A 22,304-nucleotide genomic window follows, 5' to 3' on the forward strand; every position below is an offset into this window, starting at 1 on the left:
GCTCAAAGCCGCCAATCAATTTCGAACACATCCAAATAATGATTGGAGTTTCCCTGACTGAATGCTGGGAAACTCTCTTTCGTTAAATTTGAAACGAACTTACAAAATTATTTTTATTTACAAAAGGTATTTATCAGAAAAATTAGAATTATATTGTAAGCGTTACCAATTATAGAGAAGAGGTGCAGCAATCCATGATTCATGCTCATTTTGAACATTGGCCGAAAAGGGTGCCCCATACATTAACGGTTCCTGACATAACACTTTATGAAAATCTAGCTGTCTCAGCAAAGCGTTATTCTGACAAAACTGCCATTTGTTATTATGGAGCAGAAATTACATACAAACAGTTATTTCGTGAAGTAGAATCGCTTGCAGGCTTTCTGGAAAAGAAATTATCTGTTGCTGTGGGCGATAAAGTACTCTTATTCGTTCAAAATTCGCCTCAATTCGTAATTGGCTACTATGCGATTTTGAGAGCTGGCGGGATTGTTGTTCCAATAAATCCGATGAATACTGAAGAAGAACTCAGATTTTATATTAATGATTGCCAAATGAACACAGGTATTATCGGCCAAGAACTTTATGAACGCTTACAGTCTATTTTCGAGTCTACGTCATTAAAAAATGTCATTACAGCGGTTTACTCTGATTATCTTTCTAAAGACTCAAACCGAGAAGATATACCAGATGAGGTAAAGAGGGATGCCATCCCGCTTTTAAATAAAGACCATTATGGTTGGAAAGAAGCACTGCAGGCATTATTTTCTCCATCAGAAATGACAGCTGGACCAGACGATTTAGCTGTAATGCCGTATACTTCTGGAACAACGGGACTTCCAAAAGGCTGTATGCATTCTCACCGGACCGTTCAGGCTAATACATTCGGCGGGTATCATTGGCTGAATGCCACTTCAGATGCAATTTGCCTGGCGACACTCCCGTTATTTCATGTAACTGGAATGGTTCACAGTATGCATATTCCCATCCTATCAGGGGCTACGGTAGTTATGATGACAAGATGGGACAGGGAGTATGCAAGAAAAGTAATTCATGAGAAAAAGGTTACACACTGGATAAATATCAGCACAATGCTGATCGATTTTCTGGCAAATCCTGCGCTTGTAAAGGAAGACGTTTCGTCCTTGATGAATATAGCAGGAGGCGGGGCACCTCTGCCTGCCGCAGTTGGAGAAAAGCTGTATAAAATGACAGGGCTTAAATTTATTGAAGGATATGGACTTTCTGAAACGATTGCGCAGACTCATTTCAATCCCCCAGACCGTCCAAAATTACAATGCTTAGGAATTCCATCTTTTGATGTCGAGGCAAGGATTATTGATCCGATTCATCTGACAGTACTGTCAGATGGGCAGGAAGGTGAAATTGTTGTCAATGGGCCGCAAGTTTTCATCGGCTATTATAATCGCGAAGAAGAAAATGAAAAATCATTTATTGAAATAGAAGGTATGAAGTTTTTCAGGACAGGCGACATTGGCAAACGGGATGATGAAGGTTATTACTTTATTGTAGATCGAGTAAAAAGAATGATCAACGCTTCAGGCTTTAAAGTATGGCCGACTGAGATAGAAGGTGTTCTTTATCAGCATCCTGCTGTGCAGCAAGCGTGTGTCGTAGGTATTCCAGATGAAAGAAGAGGGGAAACCGTCAAGGCATTTATTATCTTAAATAAAGAATATGAAGGAAAAATAGATGAGCAAGAGATTGTGAACTGGGCAAAAGAGAAAATGGCTGCTTACAAATATCCGAGATACATTGAATTTAGAAAGAGCCTTCCAATGACATCAAGCGGCAAACTTCTATGGCGTCAGCTCCAGGAAGAAGAAAATCAAAAGGTTTTGAGGGTGAAATGATGAAAAATACAATTGAAACTGTAACTGGGCCAATTTCTGCGGATCAGCTCGGGAAAACACTCATTCATGAACATTTTGTTTTTGGCTATCCTGGATTTCACGGAGATGACTCTCTAGGGGGATTTGATGAACAGGATGCACTGGAGACCGGTATTACAATTGCATTGCAGCTTTTAAGCTTTGGAGTAGAAACAGTAGTCGATCCCACACCAAATGAATGCGGAAGAAACCCTGAGCTGTTAAAAGAAATCTCTGAGCGGACAGGCTTGCAAATCATATGTGCTACTGGTTTCTATTATGAAGGAGAAGGAGCGACGCCTTATTTTAAGTTCAGACAAGGACTTGGAACGGCTGAAGAAGAAATATATGAAATGTTCAAGAAGGAAGTAACAGATGGAATCCGAAATACTGGGATTAAACCATGTATACTTAATCTTGTCTCAAGCAAGGGTGAAATAACGAAGTATGAAGAAATGTTCTTTAAAGCAGCTGCCAGGGTGCAGCGTGAAGAAGGAACGGTTATATTGACACATACACAGGAGGGAACGATGGGTCCTGAACAAGTGGATCTATTGCTGGAGCTTGGCTGTGATCCAAAAAAGATCGTGATTGGACATATGTGCGGAAATACAAACGTTGATTATCATTTGGACGTATTGAAAAAAGGTGCTTTTATTGCTTTAGACCGCTTTGGGATACAGGGAATGGGGGGAGCTCCTTCTGATGAAGAGAGGATAAAAACCCTCTTGAAATTAGTATCCCTTGGCTATACAAATCAGATCATGCTGTCTCATGACACTGTTAATTATTGGATGGGCAGACCTTTAATTTTGCAAGAGCAGATTCAAGAAAAAATGAAAAACTGGCATCCTGCACATCTCTTTGAAAATATTATTCCTGAGTTGCGGGAGCAAGGGTTATCAGAGGAAAGCATTAGCACGATGGTTGAAGTAAATCCTTCCAGACTCTTTTTTCAGCAAGAAGCTAAATTGAATGCTTAATCACGGCGGCGGAAATAGCCGCCGCTTATTTATTTAACACCTGAATAAATTTAGTTGAGGGAAATGAGCAATTATGGGGCAGGTCTAATATTCTAATTTCTTCTTATGAACAGGAAATTTTATAGAAATATCGAATGAATTACTGAACAAAAATTTTTAAAATTATAAAAAAATATGTAAGGCTAGAATCGAAAACAATTATTTATAGTTTTGACTTCAAGAGAGGGGAATATGGATGAAATGGAACACGAGAATTACAGAACTGCTCAATATCGAATATCCAATAATACAGGGAGGTCTCGCATATCTTGCTTATTCAGATTTGGCAGCTGCCGTATCTAATGCAGGCGGACTTGGGCAGATTACCGCTATGTCTTTAGGTGAACCTGAGCTGTTAAGGGAAGAAATTTCAAAAGTACGACAAAAAACCGATAAACCTTTCGGAGTGAATTTTGCAATTGGACAGCATGGAAGAGCGTTTTCAGACCTGCTAGATGTTGCTATTGAAGAAGAGGTGCCCGTAATATCAATGACTGGAGGAAACCCGTCTCCAATATTTGATCAATTAAAAGGGGTAAATGTAAGGAAGCTAGTCCTGGTTGCTGCAAGAAGGCAAGCCGAAAAAGCCGAAGAATTAGGTGCAGATGCTGTGATGGTAGTGGGACAGGAAGGAGGCGGCCACCTTGGAAGAGACGATACCGGCACGTTTGTTCTTATACCTCAGGTTGTCGATTCAGTCTCAATTCCAGTGATTGCTTCTGGAGGTATTGGTGACGGAAGAGGGCTGATGGCAGCTCTCAGTTTAGGTGCAGAAGGAATTGAAATGGGAACACGTTTTATTGCAACCAAGGAGTGTATCCATGCTCATTCAGCGTATAAAGCTGCTCTAGTAAATAGTTCTGAGCGGGATACGGTTGTTATAAAACGCAGCATTGGTGCTCCGGCGCGGGCTCTTGCTGGTCCGTGGACTGCAAAAATATTAGAGATGGAAGATGAACATGCCGATTATGAGCAATTAAAAGATTATATTAGCGGACATGCTAACAAAAGATACATATATGATGGTATGATAGACAATGGTTTTGCCTGGGCAGGTCAAGTAACAGGTTTAATTCATGATATTCCAAGTGCAGAGCAGCTTATGTCACGGATGATAAGCGAAGCCGAAAGTCTAAGGCAAAGATGGAGTCAATAAACCATTCAACATGAAAAGGCAGGTGAGGACCTTTGGAATATCAATATCCAATTCAGCCTGATTGGAGCACGACTGAAATTATTGATGTTATTGCATTTTTCCAATCAATTGAAAAAGCGTATGAGAGCGGGATCAGCCGAGAAGCATTAATGAATGCCTATCGGAGATTTAAAGAGATTGTCCCGAGCAAAGCAGAAGAAAAAAATCTTTGTGATGATTTTGAGGAAATGAGCGGTTATTCTTCCTATCGTGCCATCAAAAAGGGAAGAGAAAGCAGCGACTCTGATAAAATTAAAATGTAGGCTCTTTTAAACGATTGCTGTAAATACAATAGCTTCAATCGTTATATCAGGGGAAACTTCGAGAATTTTGTTTAGAATAGAGCACGGCTTCTATGTCTATCTGCGGAAAACAACAATCTAGGGAACACTGCTAAAAAGCAAAAGGACGGCACATGCCGTCCTTTTGCTTTTTCAAGTGATAAGATAGTATACTCTAGCTCCAATACTCAGCTCCTCGCTGCCTGCGCTAAATGGGAGCTTGCGCTTTTCTCATGAAGAAACTGCTGCTTTATGTGCAAGATTATATAGAGGAAGAAGCGTTTTAAATGCCTTTTCTACAGTCTGCGTGAATTCTTTTCCAGACATTTTTACAGCGTCCTCCCGGACAATTTTTAATCCGCATAATAATTCAGCTTTTTTTACAGTCCGCAGTCTTTCAAACAATTTTTGAAAATCTTTAGGACCGAGGTCTTTTTGTACCATCACTTCTGGTTTCGTATGATCTGAAGACCACACATAATTCTGTGGGATATCTGATTGGATTTTTTTCCAATTTTTTGCAAGCTCTGCCCCATATTGATCTTTGATTGGAGATTCGTAAATAACTGCAAACCAAACGAAGGCATGAGTTTCCCACAAGCCAATTTGAAAATGGGGAAGCATCTTATAGCCGCGCTTATTGCCTGCAAAAGCAACCCATGTATCTTTAGGCGGATTCACAGATCTGCGGGCATGTTTTGCAACATGTGCAAACATTTCTTCTCCCGTTAAGCCTGATAATTCTGGAGAAAACATCTCACCAAGCTGTTCAAGTTTAGGTCTTACTGTTTTAATTAATGCTTCCATTCTTTCATCTAAGCCCTGAATGGTAAAAACCTTAAAATCATCTTCGGTAAATCCTTTAAATTCCATACTGCTACCTCCTGATCATGCTGCATGGAAATAGTTTAGCATATCATTCAGCACATTCGAAAGAAACATGCACGTTTCGACATTCATTAAATGTGGTATTAAATAAATAATTAGGTGAATACACAATTTTAACATCCAAGTTGCATCCTATTTTCAAGTGTCATATCATATATAAAAATATCTGAAAATTAAGTTAAATGATGGTCGCTGGAAAACAAAAATAGACATTTTTTGAAAGGGGCGGTAGAAAGATGAAGCAAATTGTTAAAACTACAGGACAAAAGGAATATGATAATCGCATTGGGGTGCTGAAACTTGAGTTGGATTATGAATTGGCCACCCTTTATGACGCAATGAGCCAAAACGATGAAACGAAAAAGAATGAATGCAAACGTAAGCTTGAAAGACTTAGAAAAGAATGGATTCGTTTAAAAGCTTAAATGTATCATACGTAGCGAACCTCGTATAAGGGTTCGTTTTTATCTGATTAAATACATACTTTGCAAAAATAGCCTTTTCTTGCTTTCCATAATTTCCTTAAGTATCCTATAAACATAGATACTTTTCTACATAGAAAGAAGGTTTTAACATGGCAAATTGGGCAGACATCGAACAGCATGCAAAATCATGGATATATGAAGCTGGCGAAAAAATAAGACAATCCTTTCAAAACGAACTGTCGATTCAGACAAAATCAAATCCAGATGATTTAGTTACCAATATGGATAAAGAAACCGAGCAGTATTTAATTTCGAAAATCAATGAAACCTACCCTGAACATCGTATTCTTGGGGAAGAGGGTTTTGGGAATGAAATTCAATCTTTAGAAGGTATTGTATGGATTGTTGACCCAATCGATGGAACGATGAACTTTGTTCATCAGCAGCGGAATTTTGCCATTTCAATCGGTATTTATGAAGATGGAATAGGAAAAATAGGTTTAATCTATGATGTTGTTCATGATGAGCTTTATCATGCTGTTCGAGGCAATGGCGCATATATGAATGACATCAGGCTCCCTAAACTGAAAGATGTCCCTTTAAATGAAGCTGTCATTGCACTTAATGCAACATGGGTGATGGAGAATCGGCGCATTGATCACAATTTATTGATTCCTATTGCAAAAGCTGTAAGAGGCACACGCTCTTATGGATCGGCTACTCTGGAATTTGCATACGTAGCCTCAGGCAGGCTTGATGCATATATCACGCTCAGACTTGCTCCCTGGGATTTTGCCGCTGGTTTGATATTGCTTGAGGAAGTTGGGGCAAGTGCAACAACTTTAAAGGGAGAAAAGATCAGCCTTCTTGGCCAAAACAGTATATTTGTTGCAAAGAAGGGAATTCATTCGACCATATTAAAGGATTATCTCCATAAATAGATGATAAAGAATCGGCTATTAACGGAAGCGGACTATTCTTTTTTTAGAGAATTAATTACGGATAGCGAGATGTGGATGCAGGAAGAATGCACACCAGATCAGCTTGAAGAATATTTGCTCTCTTATAAAATGTATAATGGCAATTGGTCTGTATGGACGAAGGAAAATGAGAAAGCCGGAATCTCCTTTCATATTGAATGGTCACCGTCAAACGAAAAACCTTGGCTTGGAACCATCCTAATTCATAAAAAGTTTCGGCACGGAGGGCTGGCTAAAGAAGTCATAACCCAAATTTCAGATGAATTAAAACGAAAAGGGCATAAGGCGCTTTTTGCAGGCTGTCCTCTTGCACAGCTGGAATGGCTGCAATTTTTAGGCGCCAGCGGGTTTGAGCAGCTGAAAATGGAGAAGAACACGAATGGCAGTGACTATATGATTTTAGTGAAACCAGTTTGACCCCATAATCTGGGGTCTTTTAATTGGTGAAATTTAAATAAGCTTGGAGAAATTCATCCAAGCTTCTAATTAAAGCAGACCTTTATCACGCATTTTCTTTTTAGTGGCAAAGCCAAATCCCATTGCTGCAATCAGGGCAATAATCGATATTAAAATTCCTAATATGCTTCTTTCACCAACGGCAATACCGATGCAGATCATGGATCCGGCTGCGATTAATGCTAAAAGAAAGAAAACCCATTTTCCGGATTTCATTAAAATTTCATCCCTTTCGTAAACCGCTTGAACAATTAATTTTTGTCCCTTTTATCAGTTTACATAAAATGATTTCTTTTTTCTACAAAAGTTTGTGGTATAATACATAAGGTTATTTTATTTTTTAGGAGATGAAAATGTGAAACTTCGAAATGATATTCGAAACATTGCTATTATTGCCCACGTAGACCACGGAAAAACGACTCTTGTCGACAAAATGCTTCATCAGGCAGGTACGTTCCGTGCGAACGAACAAGTTGCTGAAAGAGCGATGGATTCCAATGATTTAGAGCGCGAGCGCGGAATCACGATCTTAGCAAAAAATACGGCAATTAATTATAAAGATACACGCATCAATATTATGGATACACCTGGACATGCTGACTTTGGCGGAGAAGTAGAACGGATCATGAAAATGGTTGACGGCGTTTTACTTGTTGTTGACGCTTATGAAGGCTGTATGCCGCAAACACGTTTTGTTCTGAAAAAAGCGCTTGAGCAAAATTTAACGCCAATCGTAGTAGTTAACAAAATTGACCGTGATTTTGCCCGTCCAGAGGAAGTAGTGGATGAAGTTCTAGACTTATTTATTGAACTTGATGCATCAGAAGAGCAGCTTGAGTTCCCGGTTATCTTCGCTTCAGCTATGAATGGCACAGCGAGCACAAGCCCGGACCCTGCTGATCAGGAAGAAAACATGGTTTCATTGTTTGATTCTATTGTTGAGCATATTCCTGCTCCAGTTGATAATACAGATGAGCCTCTTCAATTCCAGGTAGCTCTTCTTGATTACAACGATTATGTTGGACGTATCGGAATCGGCCGCGTATTCCGCGGAACGATGGAAGTTGGCCAGCAGGTATCATTAATGAAGATTGATGGTTCTTTCAAGAACTTCCGTGTAACAAAATTATTCGGTTTCCAAGGTTTAAAGCGTATAGAAATTGAAAGCGCAAAAGCAGGAGATCTAGTAGCAGTTTCCGGAATGGAAGATATCAACGTAGGGGAAACGGTTTGCCCGGTAGAGCATCAGGAAGCATTGCCAATTCTTCGTATCGATGAGCCGACTCTTCAAATGACGTTTGTTGTAAACAACAGCCCATTTGCAGGCCGCGAAGGAAAATATGTCACTTCACGTAAAATTGAAGAGCGTTTAATGGCTCAATTACAGACAGATGTAAGTTTACGTGTTGAAAACACAGAATCTCCGGATGCCTGGATCGTATCAGGCCGCGGAGAGCTTCACCTTTCAATTTTAATCGAGAACATGCGCCGCGAAGGCTACGAGCTTCAAGTTTCTAAACCTGAAGTTATCGTTAAAGAAATTGATGGAGTCAGATGTGAGCCAGTTGAACGCGTTCAAATTGATGTACCTGAAGAGCATACTGGTTCTGTTATGGAATCAATTGGTGCCCGCAAAGGTGAAATGCTTGATATGATTAACAACGGTAACGGTCAAGTTCGACTAATTTTTAACGTGCCTGCACGCGGATTAATTGGATACTCTACAGAATTCATGTCAATCACTCGCGGTTTCGGCATCATCAACCACACATTTGACAGCTATCAGCCAATGCAGCCAGGTCAAGTAGGCGGACGACGTCAAGGCGTACTGATTTCTATGGAAAACGGAAAATCAACAACTTACGGTATCCAAGGTGTTGAAGACCGCGGAATTATTTTCCTTGACGCGGGTAAAGATGTGTATGAAGGCATGATCGTTGGAGAGCACAATCGTGAAAATGATCTAGTCGTCAACATCTGCAGAATGAAGCAGCAAACAAATATCCGTTCTGCAAATAAAGACCAAACAAGCACAATGAAAAAACCTCGCATCATGTCACTAGAAGAATCTCTTGAATACTTGAACGATGATGAGTACTGTGAGCTTACTCCAACATCCATTCGTTTAAGAAAGAAAATTCTTGATAAAAATGAGCGTGAAAAACAAGCTAAGAAGAAAAAATTAGCTGGCTTGCTTTAAGATATAGACCCTAGACATGCAATGGAGGGGAATATGGGATGGACGTATACGAAAGTATGTGGCCGGTTGCCTATGCGATTTATACAGGAACCGATCCTGATACACAAACAGGGGCGAATATTTTATATTTGGTCATTCTCGGATTATCAATAATTGTATTTAAGCTGGGGTTTGCAAAAAAGCTTCCCCTCTTGAAGGCAATTGTCATTTACCTGTTCTTGATGCTCGGCTGTACTGTCTTAACGTTTTTAGGTGCATTTCTTCCAGTAGCTGAAGGTTTGATTGTAGCTGACTTGATTTTAATTATTTATAAGATCCGGCTGCATCAATCCAAAAAATCTGAACGGAATGAAGCGACATGAGTTCTCTTCAGGACTCGCTTTATAATTGGCTGTCAATTAAAGTTGTTGCAGATGCACGTCCAGATGATACGGCTGCAATTGATACGTTTATGCTGTTTGACGAATTGCTCAAGGAAAATCATGCGTTGACTGACTTAACGATTCATAAGGATGATGGAATGTATCTTGTCCGCTATCAAATAGACGGAGAATCGAAAACATCAAGATTCCCAGTAGAACTCATCGACAGCATGATCGATCAAATACAGGCAGAACCTGAAAAATATAAGAATTTCCAATAAAAAAACACCTCATTGAGGTGTTTTTTTATTGATAAAATGTTCTGAACAAGCAAGCACGGCAGCGAATAGAATATGGCCTGCTGTCCACCATCCTATTGAAGGATAATCGTTAAAGGCTGGTGTTTCTTTTTTCGCCAAAGATGTAAGAGGAAAGTACAAAAAGATGGCTGGAACGGTTAAGGCCATTGCTGCAAGTCCTTTTTTCACCTTAAATTGAATCCTGAAAAAATACAGGATGTAAACATAAAGAATTCCGATGGATGAAGCAACTGCTAAATGCATATTAAATTCTATTATCTCAGGAAGTAGACTGCTGTATATAAAATCCACATTGAGCAATAATACATATACTTTTTGACCAGTCATTGCTTCGATTCCTTTTAAAAAGAGACTAAGAGCGGTTCCGGTGATCAAGCCTGCTAGAACCCCTCTAAAAAGCACTACCAGTTGTCCTCTGTTTTCTTATCTCGATACAGTCTGAAATTTCCTGTATTTGCCCGTTCTATTGTCCGGTTTTCAATGCGATTATCACATTCAGCACACATGTATGTATGGATTGGGCGATTCCTAAGCCGTTTTGCCTGCAGCGTTTCATCTTCAATCGTTTCTACTTTATCGCACAAAACACATTTTACTCTCATTTGACACCTCATCATTCATATATTTTTTCTGCGTTTCAGGTTATTTCAAAAGAAATATGTTTTACTGTTGGAAAGGAAAAAGAAAAAAAGGTATGATAGCATTATACAACTTTAATGGAGGGAAGAAAATGGCTAATAAGGTAGAAACAAAATTGATTCAGCCTTTGTTTGACAATCTCCAAAAAGAAAGATTTGCACTGTTTACAACACTAGATCATGAAACTGGATCACCGAATGTTTCAGCCGTTTCATGGGTGTATGCACCTGATCAAGAAAGGGTTTACCTTGCAGTCGACAACAGATCCCGCATTGCCGATAACATTAAAAAGCATCCTGCTGCTGCTATTACCTTGCTTGCGAATGAATCTACATATTCCATTAACGGAAATGCACACGTAAAAATAGAAAAATTAGAATCTGTTCCGCTAAAACTGGCTCTTATTGAACTGAAAATTTCAGAAGTAAGAGATGTTATGTTTTACGGTTCAAAAATATCTTCTGAACCAGCATATGAAAAAACATATGATGAAAAAGCAGCTGCTAAGCTCGACAGCCAGGTTTTAGAAGCAATGAAAAAAGCTTAGACAGATGTAATCTAAGCTTTTTTCGTTTATATTTTTTGCTCATAGCACCTATTCAAAATGAAACAATATGTCACTGTTTTTTTTCTCAATTTTGTTTTAAATGATTTTTTGATTGGTCTTCTTGTTCACGGTCAAGTTCTTTTTGCTGATTGTTATTCAATTGATCTTTATCTTGTTCAGTAGGTTTATTTTCCTGGTTATCGAGCATATCATTCGGTATCTCTGGCATAACCCGACCTACGATAGCTGCAAGTTCATCAAGGATGCCACCAACAGGTCTTCCTTCTTGAAGATCTTTGCCCATCTCGCGTAAGCGGACAGTTGTATCAGCATCAGCAATGATGACGGCATTTGCTCCGTATGGATCGTGCTGAATGCTTTCAGCTACAGCATATTTAATGGATTCGACTTTGTTTCGATCAAGCTTTGAATTAACATCAATGCCTACGACTGCGTATTTACCAAGAACAACGGCGCTGACATCATTTACACCTGGTACTCGGCCTGCAAGGTCAACAAGGCGTCTTGAAATTTGCTCTCCTGATTTTTTTTGAACAGGATCATTGATCGAGTTTTCCACATTGATCGGTTTTCCATTGTATTCATCAGGCGCTTCACCTTGTGAGCCTTCATTTGTAGAGCATGCAGACAGAGCCAGCAGAAAAAACAGTGCTAAGAAACCATATTTACGCATGAAATCACTCCTTTTTAGGTCATGCTTTTTAATAATATTGTCTAATAAATCTTCTATCTTTATGCACCATTTCATATATTTTAGCAACGCTTCAATTACAGCTTGATTATTTTTGTATGACCGATATGTGCTACATTCTATAAAAACCGGTACTAGGTAGGAGGCGGAAGGTTGAGTAAAATCTATGTTTTGGATACGAATGTCTTACTGCAAGATCCGAATTCCATTTTTTCTTTTGAAGAAAACGAGGTAGTCATTCCCGCGGTCGTTCTTGAAGAGGTCGATTCTAAAAAGCGGTATATGGATGAAATAGGACGTAATGCAAGACATGTTTCCAAACTGATTGATAGCCTAAGGCTGATTGGAAAGCTGCATGAAAAAATACCTTTGCCAAGCGGAGGATTTTTAAGAATTGAGTTGAATCATCGCTCCTTTCATGAACTTCAGGAAATTTTTATAGAAAAAACAAATGATAATCGTATATTGGCAGTTGCTAAAAATTTATCACTTGAAGAAGAAACCACTGAAAACGGAAGGCCTGTTATTTTAGTAAGCAAAGATACGCTTGTCAGAGTAAAAGCGGATGCCATTGGTTTGATTGCAGAGGATTTCCTCAGTGATCGGGTAGTGGAAATTGATCGAATTTATACAGGATACCTTGATTTGTATATAAACGGAGATGATTTAAACCGTTTTTACGAAAAAAACGAATTGGTTCTATCAGAAGTTACCAATCATCCTTTTTATCCAAATCAGTTCGTTGTGATGAAAAATGCGTTAGGCGGTTCTGCATCTGCTATTGGAACAGTTGATAAATCGGGTAAAAAAGTGAAGCGGCTTGTGTTTGACCATGATCATATTTGGGGAATCCGTCCGAGAAATGTGCAGCAGACGATGGCAATGGAACTTCTATTGCGCAACGATCTGCCATTGGTTACTTTAATTGGAAAAGCAGGCACAGGGAAAACATTGCTCGCTTTAGCAGCAGGTTTAATGCAAACGGAGGATTTAAAGTCCTTTAAGAAATTGCTTGTCGCAAGGCCAATTGTCCCTGTCGGCAAAGATATCGGATACTTGCCTGGTGAAAAACAGGAAAAATTAAGGCCGTGGATGCAGCCGATTTATGATAATTTAGAGTATCTTTTCAATGCAAAAAAACCTGGAGAGCTTGATGCTATTTTGGCGGGAATGGGTTCAATAGAAGTTGAAGCGTTAACCTATATTCGCGGCAGAAGCATTCCTGAACAGTTCATCATTATTGATGAGGCGCAAAATCTAACAAAGCATGAGGTAAAGACAATTTTGACGAGAGTTGGGGAAAAGAGCAAAATTGTATTAATGGGAGATCCAGAACAAATTGATCATCCATACCTTGATGAATATAACAATGGACTGACATATGTAGTAGAGAAATTTAAAGACCAGAATATTGCAGGGCATGTCAGGCTTGTAAAAGGAGAACGTTCGGGTTTAGCCCAGCTTGCTGCAGACTTACTGTAATAATGAAATGCTGTGTTCGTGTATGCTGAAGTTTTTCGTAAACATAAAAACCCAATGAAAAAAGCCGCTGATTCATCAGCGGCTTTTTTACAATTTCACCCCATCTAAACAACTACTCGATGATTATTTCTCTCGTTTTAACAAATGGATTTTCTTTATTGCTTCCATCTCCATAATAAAGAGTGACTGGACCTTCATCGGATAATGGTTTTCCGTTTTTGCTGAATCCTAAGATAACGGTGGATGCTTCTTCCAAAGACATTTTTATTTCGCCGTTTTCCGTTTTAAAAACCACATACTTTGCATGAGGTAAAGGTTCTGCATTTTTTAAAAATGGAAGAAATGGAATACCGAATGTTCCGTTTATGATTTTTTCTTTTTCAAACCTCTTCTTTGTTTTTTCTGAAGGTATTTGTGCCCCTTCTCTAATTTCCTTGTCCCAATGTTTTGATACAGCCTTTGTATACTCTTCTAATTCATTGATTTCCAATTTGTTTTCCTCAAAATATACAGTCAGATCGACTTTTCTGTCATCGAAAATCCATACACCCGGGTCGAGCGTTATTGGAAAGGCAACATTTCCTTTGATCATGATGATTGAATCCATTGCTACACTCCCTTTCATAGAAAGTATAAGCGCTTTCTGAGATTTTGTCATGCGGCATGGATGCTGTTCAATTGGGCAAACTAACACCTCAAACTTACCCTAAAGAGGTGAACGGAAAAATGCCATGTCAAACAAACGAGGAATTGGAACAGCTTGTGGAGATAGCAAGGCAAGAAACAAAAAAAGGGAAGATTGCAGATTATATTCCTGCTCTCGCAAAAGCTGAAGAAGATGATTTATCGGTCGCCATTTATCATGTGGAAAATACTTGTATGTCGGCAGGAGATATAGAAAAAAGCTTTACCCTCCAAAGCATTTCCAAAGTGCTTACGCTTGCTCTCGTTCTTATGGATCATGGTCATTCTTATGTGTTTAATAAAGTTGGGATGGAGCCTACGGGAGATCCGTTTAATTCAATCGTAAAGCTTGAAACACATGAAAAACAGCGTCCTCTCAATCCGATGATTAATGCAGGTGCACTTGCTGTTACAAACATGATCAAAGGAGCTGACAAAGAAGAAAAGCTGAACCGTTTTTTAGAGTTTACAAAAGAATTAACATTCAATAAAGAAATTAAAGTATGTCAGGAGATCGCTTCCTCTGAATTTGAGACGGCATGGCTGAACCGTTCGCTATGCTATTTCATGAAAAAGGATGGAATTATAGATGGACAAGTAGATGATTTAATCGATTTATATTCAAAACAATGTGCCGTACAAATGCACAGTTTAGATCTGGCGAAAATAGGGGCGGTTTTTGCTCTTGACGGCAAGCACCCCCAAACAGAGAAGCAGATCATCCCAAAGGATATCGCCCGCATATGCAAAACATTCATGGTAACATGCGGCATGTACAATGCTTCAGGTGAATTTGCAATAAATGTAGGCATACCTGCTAAAAGCGGTGTATCTGGAGGGATAATGGGAATTGTCCCTTATCACTTTGGAATTGGAATTTTTGGACCTTCACTTGATGAAAAAGGAAATAGTATAGCTGGCATAAAGCTGCTGCATTTATTATCAGAAAAGTATGAATTAAGTATTTTTTGATATTGTTTAAAGTTGGATTCATACTCTTCGGAAGACTGTCTTGTTTTTTCTTGATTTTTTACTGTTTTCCCTATAATATTAATAGATAGATTAGGGTAATTGCTCGGGAACGGAGGGGTTCAATTGGCGTCTGAGATTGCAATTGATCATCGAGAAAAAGCACTTGCGCTTTTAAAGGCTGATGCTGATAAAATTATGAAGCTGATTCAAGTCCAAATGGACAATTTGACGATGCCTCAATGTCCTCTTTATGAAGAGGTTTTAGATACACAAATGTTTGGATTATCAAGAGAAATTGATTTTGCTGTCAGGCTGAATCTTATCGATGAACGCGAAGGTAAAGCATTGCTAGATACACTTGAGAGAGAATTATCAGCTCTGCATGAAGCGTTCACAAAGAAATAATAAAAAAACTCAAACTGTTTTGATACAGTTTGAGTTTTTTTATAAAGACTCTTTACGGGACATTGCTGCTATAGATAGGCCTTAAAAAATCTAGGTTTTCAGTATGTACAGGATCCGAGATAGTCCTGTCTTTTTGAGGAATAGAGCACAGACGAGAACGTAGTGCGTGTGCAAAATTCATACGCCATCCAACAATCAAAGCAATTACAGAATTTATAAATAATAGGGAACAGAGCTAAAGACCTACATACTTTTTTAACTTGTTTATCCGCCTTTAGGTAGGTTAACATTAAGCGTGCCTTGATATAACAGAAGGAATTTCAGCTTTTATATCGAATTTCTTACTTAGAAAATAAATTCACCCGAGAATGCAGCAACTTGTTAGGATAGGAAGCGATAAAATGATAAAAAAAATACTAAAATCATATGATTATTCACTCATACTTGCCATGCTTCTTTTGTGCGGCTTTGGACTTGTGATGGTGTACAGCTCAAGTATGATAGCTGCAGTTGCAAGGTGGAACTATGAAAGTGATCACTTTTTTCAAAGACAGGCCATCTTTATTGCATTAGGTCTTGTATTCTTTTGTATAACGATGTTTTTTCCATACAGAGCTTATTTAAATCGATTTTTCATAAGAAGTGTTGTGCTTGTCTCCATATTAATGCTTCTTGCACTTTTTGTATTTGGATCGATTAAAGGCGGGGCTAGAGGATGGTTTTCTCTGTTTGGTTTTAGTCTCCAGCCTGCTGAATTTGTGAAGCTGAGTGTCATCATTTATTTAGCAGCTGTCTATGAAAAAAAACAATCATACATAAATCACTTCGGAAGAGGGGTTTTACCTCCTATCATATTTACAGGTTTTATCTGTATATTGATTATTTTGCAGCCTGATATTGGTTCAGCTTCTATTATAGCGATGATCGCTCTTTCAATGGTTATTTGCTCTGGACTTGGCATGAAGAATATATTTAAGCTTATTATACTTGGTGCTGCATGTCTTGTAGCAATAAGTCCATTGCTTTTGCTGAAGTGGGACAAGATTTTCACAACTGAGAGAATAAGCCGTTTTGCAGGATTCATGGATCCGTTTGCTGATGCGGGAGACTCTGGGTTTCATTTAATAAATTCCTACTATGCGATTGCTTCTGGGGGACTTACAGGACTTGGTTTAGGGGAAAGTGTTCAGAAATATGGGTATTTGCCTGAATCGCACACTGACTTTATTTTAGCGATTATCTCAGAGGAGCTGGGGATTTTTGGAGTTCTTTTCGTCCTTGTTTTGCTTGCATTTATTGTTTTAAAAGGGTTTCAAGTTGCAAGACATTGTGAAGATGCGTTTGGGACCTTATTAGCGATTGGCGTTTCAAGTATGATAGGTATTCAGACCGCAATAAATGTATGCGGGTTAACCGGATTATTGCCGATAACTGGTGTTACACTGCCGTTTATTAGCTATGGGGGATCTTCTATGCTTCTCTTAATGCTTTCCATAGGGATTCTTGTCAATATTTCTATGTTTGTGAAATTTAGAGCTGTACATCAGAAATCTGATTCCAAACCAGCAGGAGAAAGTACAGGCAGTCCAGCAACAATTTAACAGATTAAAAGTGTTATACTAATTATAAATGTGTTATACTTTTATTATTGCAAATGATGAAGCCTAAGGGGGATTTCCTATGTCGCAGAAAAAAATTCAGAAAATACTTGTAGCTAACCGCGGTGAAATTGCCATTCGAGTATTCCGTGCCTGCACGGAGCTAAATATTCGGACAGTTGCTATTTATTCAAAAGAAGACTCTGGTTCATTTCATCGGTATAAAGCAGATGAAGCATACATAGTCGGCGAAGGGAAAAAACCAATCGACGCATATTTAGACATTGATGGCATTATTGAGATTGCAAAAGCAAATAATGTTGATGCGATACACCCTGGATATGGGTTCCTATCAGAGAATATCCATTTTGCAAGACGGTGTGAAGATGAAGGAATCATATTTATTGGTCCTAAATCGAAGCATCTTGATATGTTTGGAGATAAAGTAAAAGCCAGACGTCAGGCTGAAATGGCTGAGATCCCTGTCATTCCTGGAAGTAATGGTCCTGTTCAAAGTCTTGAAGAGGTTGTTGAATTTGGAAAAGAGAACGGCTATCCATTTATTATTAAGGCTTCTCTAGGCGGAGGCGGCCGGGGGATGAGAATTGTCAGAAGCCAGGCTGGTGTGAAAGAATCATATGAACGTGCCAAATCAGAAGCTAAAGCCGCATTTGGAAATGATGAAGTATATGTAGAAAAGCTTATCGAAAATCCTAAACACATCGAAGTGCAGATCCTTGGTGATGAACACGGCAATATAATTCATTTATTTGAACGTGATTGTTCCGTTCAAAGGCGTCATCAAAAAGTTGTTGAAGTTGCTCCAAGTGTTTCTGTCAACGAAAAGCTCAGACAGGAAATTTGTGATGCAGCTGTTAAACTAATGGAAAAAGTTGACTATGTAAATGCAGGAACCGTTGAGTTTTTAGTTGCAGGCGGTGAATTTTTCTTTATCGAAGTCAACCCTCGAGTTCAAGTAGAGCATACCATTACGGAAATGGTGACAGGTATTGACATCGTTCAAACTCAAATCATGGTTGCACAAGGATATAAGCTTCATGGGAAAAACATTGGAATTCCAGCCCAGGATCAAATCAGGGTAACAGGCTATGCGATTCAATCCCGTGTTACGACAGAAGATCCATTGAATAACTTTATGCCGGATACAGGGAAAATCATGGCGTATCGCTCAGGCGGCGGATTTGGAGTAAGGCTTGATGCTGGAAACGGTTTCCAGGGCGCTGTTATTACACCGCATTATGATTCCTTGCTTGTTAAGCTTTCGACTCAGGCGCTTACCTTTGAGCAGGCTGCAGCAAAAATGATCAGAAACTTAAGAGAATTCCGTATTAGAGGGATCAAAACCAATATTCCATTCCTGGAAAATGTAATTAAGCATGAAAAATTCATGTCAGGCGAATATGATACATCATTCATTGATTCATCGCCAGAGCTATTCGTGTTTCCAAAAAGAAAAGACCGCGGTTCGAAAATGCTTTCCTATATTGGAAATGTTACAGTCAACGGGTTCCCTGGCATTGGGAAGAAAAAGAAGCCAGTCTTTGATAAGCCGTTCGTTCCAAAGGTAAAATATTCTGAGCCTATTCAAAACGGAACAAAGCAAATCCTTGATGAGCAAGGTCCAGAAGGTCTTGTCAAATGGCTGAATGCTCAAAACGAAGTGCTGCTTACGGATACAACATTCCGTGACGCACATCAGTCATTGCTGGCGACACGCTTGCGGACTACTGACATTAAACATATTGCAGAGCCGACTGCAAGACTGCTTCCAAACTTGTTTTCGCTTGAAATGTGGGGCGGAGCAACATTTGATGTTGCATACAGATTCTTGAAAGAGGATCCATGGGACCGATTATTAACAGTAAGACAGCAGGTTCCTAATGTTTTGCTGCAAATGCTCCTTAGAGCATCTAACGCAGTAGGGTATAAAAACTATCCTGACAATGTAATAGAGGAATTCGTTGAAAAATCTTCCCACGCGGGAATTGATGTCTTCCGTATTTTTGACAGCCTGAACTGGGTTGAAGGAATGCGTCCGGCAATTGAAGCCGTAAGAAATTCAAATAAAATTGCCGAAGCTGCCATTTGCTATACAGGAGATATTTTAGATCCAACACGACGTAAATATAATTTAGAGTATTATAAAAATTTGGCAAAAGAATTAGAAGAATCCGGCTCACATATTTTAGGTATAAAAGATATGGCCGGTTTGCTTAAACCTCAGGCTGCCTATGAATTAATATCGGCATTAAAGGAAACAATCTCAATTCCAATCCACTTGCATACACATGATACAAGCGGGAACGGTATTTTCACTTATGCAAAAGCGATTGAAGCTGGAGTGGATGTTGTGGATGTAGCTGTGAGCTCCATGTCTGGATTAACATCTCAGCCGAGTGCAAACTCTCTATATCATGCTATGCAGGGAATGAAACATAGTCCAAAAGTTGATATCGAAGCTTTAGAACAGCTTTCCCAATATTGGGAGGGGGTACGCCACTACTATCAAGATTTTGAGAGCGGTATGAATTCACCTCATTCTGAAGTGTACATGCATGAGATGCCGGGCGGACAATACAGCAACCTGCAGCAGCAGGCAAAAGCGGTTGGACTGGATGATCGCTGGAACGAAGTAAAGGAAATGTACCGACGTGTAAACGATATGTTTGGAGATTTAGTAAAAGTGACGCCATCATCGAAAGTGGTTGGAGACATGGCACTCTTTATGGTCCAAAATAACCTGATTGAAGATGATATCTACGACCGCGGGGAAACACTTGATTTCCCAGACTCAGTTATAGAATTGTTTGAAGGGTACCTTGGACAGCCTCATGGCGGATTCCCGAAAGAACTTCAGCGCATTATTTTAAAAGGCCGTGAACCTATTTCAGTAAGGCCAGGAGAATTGCTGGAGCCAATCAATTTTAACGCACTGAAAGAAGAGCTTTTCCAAAGCTTAAACAGGCAGGTTACAAGCTTTGATGCAATAGCTCATGCTCTTTATCCAAAAGTATTTATGGACTATGCAAAAACATTTGAACAATATGGAGATATCTCTGTATTGGATACACCGACATTTTTATATGGTATGAGACTCGGAGAAGAAATTGAAGTTGAGATTGAGCAAGGGAAAACATTAATTGTGAAGCTTGTGTCAATCGGAGAGCCTCAGCCTGATGGAACTCGAGTTGTGTATTTTGAATTAAATGGACAGCCTCGTGAGGTAGTTATCAGAGATGAAAATATTAAAGCGACCGTTACTGCAAAAATGAAAGCTGATAAAAGCAACAAAGACCATATTGGAGCTACAATGCCTGGTACAGTAATAAAAGTACTCGTTGAAAAAGGCGAAAAAGTCAGCAAGGGTGACCATCTGCTGTTAACAGAAGCAATGAAAATGGAAACAACAGTCCAAGCTCCATTCTCAGGAACGATTAAAGACATTCATGTATCAAATGGGGAAGCCATTCAAACGGGTGACTTGCTGATAGAATTAAGTCTTTAAAAATAGGATTATGCTGCCGTTTTTAACAAGAATACTGGAAAATCCCCTTTGCCTGATAGGCAAGGGGGATTTTTTATATGGGTGAAAATTAGTTATTTAAATTTATCAGTGTAAATAGAAGATTTATCAGTTTACATGGCTGGTTTATCAATGAAACAATTCTCAACACAAATGCACTGCTTGCTGCTAATTGGAATATCGGAAAAGATTGTCCGCTTCCATCAATAGACCACAGCGAGATGTTTAAAAAATATAAAAAGAATTATGTTCTCAATGATTGATACTTTGCGAATGGTTATTACTAATGAACAAAGTTCTCGGTCTTGCTCTTTTCCTCAAATTTGAATTTGGACGCCGCAAATATAATAAAAAATCAAAAAACCGATTTTTTGCCGACTAGCTATAGCAGCAATGTGTACGAAAAGAACCTAAAAAAAGAAAGAGGGGCGATTGGACGCCTCTCTCTCAGTCTACATAGCTTTTTTATTTCCTTTTGATGAATGGGCCTGACGGTTCATTTTATTTCTGCTGAGCAGCAAAATAAAATAGCTCAGGACTCCGAATAAGCAAGAAATGATTAATGCATGAGCAAGTGCGACAGACAAATTTAAACCAGTCAGTACTACTAACGCTCCAGATATGACTTGTAATGAAACAAGTGTAAATGCAATCATCCAGCCATAATAAACGACTCTTTGATGTTTGTAGTGTTTAATAGCTGTATATGCTGCGACTGCAATCCATATAAAGATCAACGCAGCTGCAAATCTATGGCCCATCTGTATCCATTCGTGAAGCGTCGCAGGAAGCCCATATGGTCTATTGCTGCACATTGGCCAGTTTGGACATGCAAGACTTGCTCCTTTATGTCTTACATATGCGCCTGTATAAACCACAATGTAAGTGTAAGAAATAATGCCGATCATATGGAACTTCATTCTTTTATCAATAATCAGAGATTCTGTATTGAATTTCTTATCAACTTCAAAGATAAGAAGAGTAAGCAGCAGAACGGATGCAAATGATATTAAGGATATTCCGAAATGCAGAGCAAGTACGGCATCGGATTGCCCCCACTTAACTGCAGCAGCTCCGATCAATGCCTGCAGGATAAGAAAGAATAATGACACGCCTGCCAGAAATTTTGTTTCTCGTTTATATCCAATTAAAATCCACGATGAAACAGCTAAGAGAAGGACGAAAATGCCGGCAAGTCCGCTTACAGCACGGTGACTGAGCTCAATGACCAGTTCAGGTGTAATATCTGATGGAATAAGCTGACCATGGCATAATGGCCATGAATCGCCGCATCCTGCTCCGGATTCTGTTTTTGTAACTAATGCTCCTCCTAATAATACGAAAAGCATGATGATTGTTGTGAGCACGCCTAACCACTTTAATGCTCGTTGCAAGATGTTCACCTTCTTATTTGTAATAATATGTTTAGCAGAATCGACAAAAATCTGCGCATTCCGCATTTCATGGCACAGAAACAACGGTCGATCAAGCAGCAAATAATATGTCAGTACGTATCCCTTATTATTATAGTAATAAAACAGATACTTTGAAAAGGTATAAAAAGAATGAATCTATTGCTCATGTTTTTTCGCAAAAGATTCCATATTCTATAAAAATTTTCTAATAGTTATGATAGAATGTTATCGTGGTCAAAAAGTTATGCCATCATTTGTTAGAGTATCAGTGAATGGACTTCTTTT

At 39.0% G+C, this 22,304-nt stretch carries 23 protein-coding genes; 16 read left to right on the forward strand and 7 right to left on the reverse strand.

Features of this window, described 5'->3' with window-relative positions:
- The first annotated feature begins 194 nt into the window (after window positions 1-194).
- The 4 genes from CYJ36_RS03910 (at window position 195) to CYJ36_RS03925 (ending at window position 4,372) form a co-directional block, all read left to right on the forward strand.
- Window positions 195-1,874: a long-chain fatty acid--CoA ligase gene (locus tag CYJ36_RS03910; protein ID WP_101564981.1), complete on the forward strand. Its 1,680-nt coding sequence runs from the start codon at window positions 195-197 to the stop codon at window positions 1,872-1,874.
- The gene (locus tag CYJ36_RS03915; RefSeq protein ID WP_101565660.1) at window positions 1,874-2,875 is read left to right on the forward strand and encodes a phosphotriesterase family protein; all 1,002 of its coding nucleotides are present in this window, start codon (window positions 1,874-1,876) and stop codon (window positions 2,873-2,875) included. Before CYJ36_RS03910 ends, CYJ36_RS03915 begins: the two co-directional genes overlap by 1 nt.
- 235 nt (window positions 2,876-3,110) lie before the next feature.
- A complete protein-coding gene (locus CYJ36_RS03920) occupies window positions 3,111-4,070 on the forward strand; it encodes an NAD(P)H-dependent flavin oxidoreductase (RefSeq protein ID WP_101564983.1) in 960 nt (319 codons plus the stop codon).
- Window positions 4,071-4,102: 32 nt separating this feature from the next.
- Window positions 4,103-4,372 carry a UPF0223 family protein gene (locus CYJ36_RS03925; protein ID WP_101564985.1) on the forward strand — a complete coding sequence of 90 codons (270 nt, stop codon included), beginning with the start codon at window positions 4,103-4,105 and terminating at the stop codon, window positions 4,370-4,372.
- 249 nt (window positions 4,373-4,621) lie between these two features.
- Here CYJ36_RS03925 and CYJ36_RS03930 read toward each other — a convergent pair whose 3' ends face one another.
- Window positions 4,622-5,263 carry a YktB family protein gene (locus CYJ36_RS03930; protein ID WP_101564987.1) on the reverse strand — a complete coding sequence of 214 codons (642 nt, stop codon included), beginning with the start codon at window positions 5,261-5,263 and terminating at the stop codon, window positions 4,622-4,624.
- A 251-nt stretch (window positions 5,264-5,514) separates the two neighbouring features.
- On the opposite strand from CYJ36_RS03930, the gene CYJ36_RS03935 reads away from it, so the two are divergent.
- The 3 genes from CYJ36_RS03935 to CYJ36_RS03945 all read left to right on the forward strand — a co-directional run bounded on the left by CYJ36_RS03935 (window position 5,515) and on the right by CYJ36_RS03945 (window position 7,100).
- Entirely contained in the window at window positions 5,515-5,703 is a 189-nt protein-coding gene (locus CYJ36_RS03935; protein ID WP_101564989.1) for a hypothetical protein, read from the forward strand.
- A 149-nt stretch (window positions 5,704-5,852) separates the two neighbouring features.
- Entirely contained in the window at window positions 5,853-6,644 is a 792-nt protein-coding gene (locus CYJ36_RS03940; RefSeq protein WP_101564991.1) for an inositol monophosphatase family protein, read from the forward strand.
- A complete protein-coding gene (locus CYJ36_RS03945) occupies window positions 6,645-7,100 on the forward strand; it encodes a GNAT family N-acetyltransferase (protein ID WP_257962388.1) in 456 nt (151 codons plus the stop codon).
- A gap of 69 nt (window positions 7,101-7,169) precedes the next feature.
- Here CYJ36_RS03945 and CYJ36_RS03950 read toward each other — a convergent pair whose 3' ends face one another.
- Entirely contained in the window at window positions 7,170-7,355 is a 186-nt protein-coding gene (locus CYJ36_RS03950) for a DUF5325 family protein (protein ID WP_101564993.1), read from the reverse strand.
- Window positions 7,356-7,494: 139 nt separating this feature from the next.
- Here CYJ36_RS03950 and typA point away from each other — a divergent pair, with 139 nt between their 5' ends.
- The 3 genes from typA to CYJ36_RS03965 are packed head-to-tail and all read left to right on the forward strand — an operon-like array spanning window position 7,495 to window position 9,982.
- On the forward strand, window positions 7,495-9,339 hold the full coding sequence (typA, locus tag CYJ36_RS03955) for a translational GTPase TypA (protein ID WP_101564995.1): 1,845 nt from the start codon (window positions 7,495-7,497) through the stop codon (window positions 9,337-9,339).
- Window positions 9,340-9,377: 38 nt separating this feature from the next.
- Window positions 9,378-9,701, forward strand: coding sequence for a YlaH-like family protein (locus CYJ36_RS03960; RefSeq protein WP_101564997.1), 324 nt, complete (start codon window positions 9,378-9,380; stop codon window positions 9,699-9,701).
- Window positions 9,698-9,982 carry a hypothetical protein gene (locus CYJ36_RS03965; RefSeq protein ID WP_101564999.1) on the forward strand — a complete coding sequence of 95 codons (285 nt, stop codon included), beginning with the start codon at window positions 9,698-9,700 and terminating at the stop codon, window positions 9,980-9,982. Before CYJ36_RS03960 ends, CYJ36_RS03965 begins: the two co-directional genes overlap by 4 nt.
- Before the next feature lie 9 nt (window positions 9,983-9,991).
- Here the strand turns inward: CYJ36_RS03965 and CYJ36_RS03970 are convergent, their stop codons facing one another.
- Together CYJ36_RS03970 and CYJ36_RS03975 are read right to left on the reverse strand one after the other, a co-directional pair.
- A complete protein-coding gene (locus CYJ36_RS03970) occupies window positions 9,992-10,396 on the reverse strand; it encodes a hypothetical protein (protein WP_101565002.1) in 405 nt (134 codons plus the stop codon).
- Between the two features lie 26 nt (window positions 10,397-10,422).
- Window positions 10,423-10,623 carry a YlaI family protein gene (locus CYJ36_RS03975; RefSeq protein WP_101565004.1) on the reverse strand — a complete coding sequence of 67 codons (201 nt, stop codon included), beginning with the start codon at window positions 10,621-10,623 and terminating at the stop codon, window positions 10,423-10,425.
- 128 nt (window positions 10,624-10,751) lie between these two features.
- Between CYJ36_RS03975 and CYJ36_RS03980 the strand changes: the two genes are divergently transcribed.
- Window positions 10,752-11,207 carry a pyridoxamine 5'-phosphate oxidase family protein gene (locus tag CYJ36_RS03980; RefSeq protein ID WP_101565006.1) on the forward strand — a complete coding sequence of 152 codons (456 nt, stop codon included), beginning with the start codon at window positions 10,752-10,754 and terminating at the stop codon, window positions 11,205-11,207.
- Between the two features lie 85 nt (window positions 11,208-11,292).
- Here the strand turns inward: CYJ36_RS03980 and CYJ36_RS03985 are convergent, their stop codons facing one another.
- Entirely contained in the window at window positions 11,293-11,901 is a 609-nt protein-coding gene (locus CYJ36_RS03985; protein ID WP_101565008.1) for a YhcN/YlaJ family sporulation lipoprotein, read from the reverse strand.
- Window positions 11,902-12,072: 171 nt separating this feature from the next.
- On the opposite strand from CYJ36_RS03985, the gene CYJ36_RS03990 reads away from it, so the two are divergent.
- On the forward strand, window positions 12,073-13,401 hold the full coding sequence (locus CYJ36_RS03990) for a PhoH family protein (RefSeq protein ID WP_101565010.1): 1,329 nt from the start codon (window positions 12,073-12,075) through the stop codon (window positions 13,399-13,401).
- 112 nt (window positions 13,402-13,513) lie between these two features.
- Here the strand turns inward: CYJ36_RS03990 and CYJ36_RS03995 are convergent, their stop codons facing one another.
- Window positions 13,514-14,008, reverse strand: coding sequence for a hypothetical protein (locus CYJ36_RS03995; RefSeq protein WP_101565012.1), 495 nt, complete (start codon window positions 14,006-14,008; stop codon window positions 13,514-13,516).
- 119 nt (window positions 14,009-14,127) lie between these two features.
- Between CYJ36_RS03995 and glsA the strand changes: the two genes are divergently transcribed.
- The 4 genes from glsA to pyc all read left to right on the forward strand — a co-directional run bounded on the left by glsA (window position 14,128) and on the right by pyc (window position 20,586).
- Window positions 14,128-15,057 (forward strand): glutaminase A, encoded by a 930-nt coding sequence (gene glsA / locus CYJ36_RS04000; protein ID WP_101565014.1) that lies wholly within the window; start codon window positions 14,128-14,130, stop codon window positions 15,055-15,057.
- A 123-nt stretch (window positions 15,058-15,180) separates the two neighbouring features.
- Window positions 15,181-15,462, forward strand: coding sequence for a YlaN family protein (locus CYJ36_RS04005; protein WP_101565016.1), 282 nt, complete (start codon window positions 15,181-15,183; stop codon window positions 15,460-15,462).
- Window positions 15,463-15,863: 401 nt separating this feature from the next.
- Complete coding sequence (locus CYJ36_RS04010) at window positions 15,864-17,063, forward strand: FtsW/RodA/SpoVE family cell cycle protein (RefSeq protein ID WP_101565018.1); 1,200 nt, start codon at window positions 15,864-15,866, stop codon at window positions 17,061-17,063.
- 79 nt (window positions 17,064-17,142) lie between these two features.
- Entirely contained in the window at window positions 17,143-20,586 is a 3,444-nt protein-coding gene (pyc, locus tag CYJ36_RS04015; protein ID WP_101565020.1) for a pyruvate carboxylase, read from the forward strand.
- 470 nt (window positions 20,587-21,056) lie between these two features.
- Here pyc and CYJ36_RS04020 read toward each other — a convergent pair whose 3' ends face one another.
- Entirely contained in the window at window positions 21,057-21,998 is a 942-nt protein-coding gene (locus tag CYJ36_RS04020; RefSeq protein ID WP_101565022.1) for a COX15/CtaA family protein, read from the reverse strand.
- Window positions 21,999-22,304: the final 306 nt, after the last annotated feature.

This window comes from Bacillus sp. UMB0893, assembly GCF_002858905.1.
Classification (GTDB): Bacteria; Bacillota; Bacilli; order Bacillales; family Bacillaceae; genus Bacillus_P.

Excerpts from the sequence above, each read along its gene's own strand:
- CYJ36_RS03995 (WP_101565012.1), bottom strand. The coding sequence starts at position 14,008 with ATGGATTCAATCATCATGATCAAAGGAAATGTTGCCTTTCCAATAACG.
- CYJ36_RS03910 (WP_101564981.1), top strand. The coding sequence starts at position 195 with ATGATTCATGCTCATTTTGAACATTGGCCGAAAAGGGTGCCCCATACA.
- CYJ36_RS03935 (WP_101564989.1), top strand. The coding sequence starts at position 5,515 with ATGAAGCAAATTGTTAAAACTACAGGACAAAAGGAATATGATAATCGC.
- CYJ36_RS03940 (WP_101564991.1), top strand. The coding sequence starts at position 5,853 with ATGGCAAATTGGGCAGACATCGAACAGCATGCAAAATCATGGATATAT.
- CYJ36_RS03980 (WP_101565006.1), top strand. The coding sequence starts at position 10,752 with ATGGCTAATAAGGTAGAAACAAAATTGATTCAGCCTTTGTTTGACAAT.
- CYJ36_RS03945 (WP_257962388.1), top strand. The coding sequence starts at position 6,645 with ATGATAAAGAATCGGCTATTAACGGAAGCGGACTATTCTTTTTTTAGA.
- CYJ36_RS03915 (WP_101565660.1), top strand. The coding sequence starts at position 1,874 with ATGAAAAATACAATTGAAACTGTAACTGGGCCAATTTCTGCGGATCAG.
- CYJ36_RS03965 (WP_101564999.1), top strand. The coding sequence starts at position 9,698 with ATGAGTTCTCTTCAGGACTCGCTTTATAATTGGCTGTCAATTAAAGTT.
- CYJ36_RS03985 (WP_101565008.1), bottom strand. The coding sequence starts at position 11,901 with ATGCGTAAATATGGTTTCTTAGCACTGTTTTTTCTGCTGGCTCTGTCT.
- CYJ36_RS03930 (WP_101564987.1), bottom strand. The coding sequence starts at position 5,263 with ATGGAATTTAAAGGATTTACCGAAGATGATTTTAAGGTTTTTACCATT.
- glsA (WP_101565014.1), top strand. The coding sequence starts at position 14,128 with ATGCCATGTCAAACAAACGAGGAATTGGAACAGCTTGTGGAGATAGCA.
- CYJ36_RS03960 (WP_101564997.1), top strand. The coding sequence starts at position 9,378 with ATGGACGTATACGAAAGTATGTGGCCGGTTGCCTATGCGATTTATACA.
- CYJ36_RS03975 (WP_101565004.1), bottom strand. The coding sequence starts at position 10,623 with ATGAGAGTAAAATGTGTTTTGTGCGATAAAGTAGAAACGATTGAAGAT.
- CYJ36_RS04010 (WP_101565018.1), top strand. The coding sequence starts at position 15,864 with ATGATAAAAAAAATACTAAAATCATATGATTATTCACTCATACTTGCC.
- CYJ36_RS03920 (WP_101564983.1), top strand. The coding sequence starts at position 3,111 with ATGAAATGGAACACGAGAATTACAGAACTGCTCAATATCGAATATCCA.
- CYJ36_RS03950 (WP_101564993.1), bottom strand. The coding sequence starts at position 7,355 with ATGAAATCCGGAAAATGGGTTTTCTTTCTTTTAGCATTAATCGCAGCC.
- pyc (WP_101565020.1), top strand. The coding sequence starts at position 17,143 with ATGTCGCAGAAAAAAATTCAGAAAATACTTGTAGCTAACCGCGGTGAA.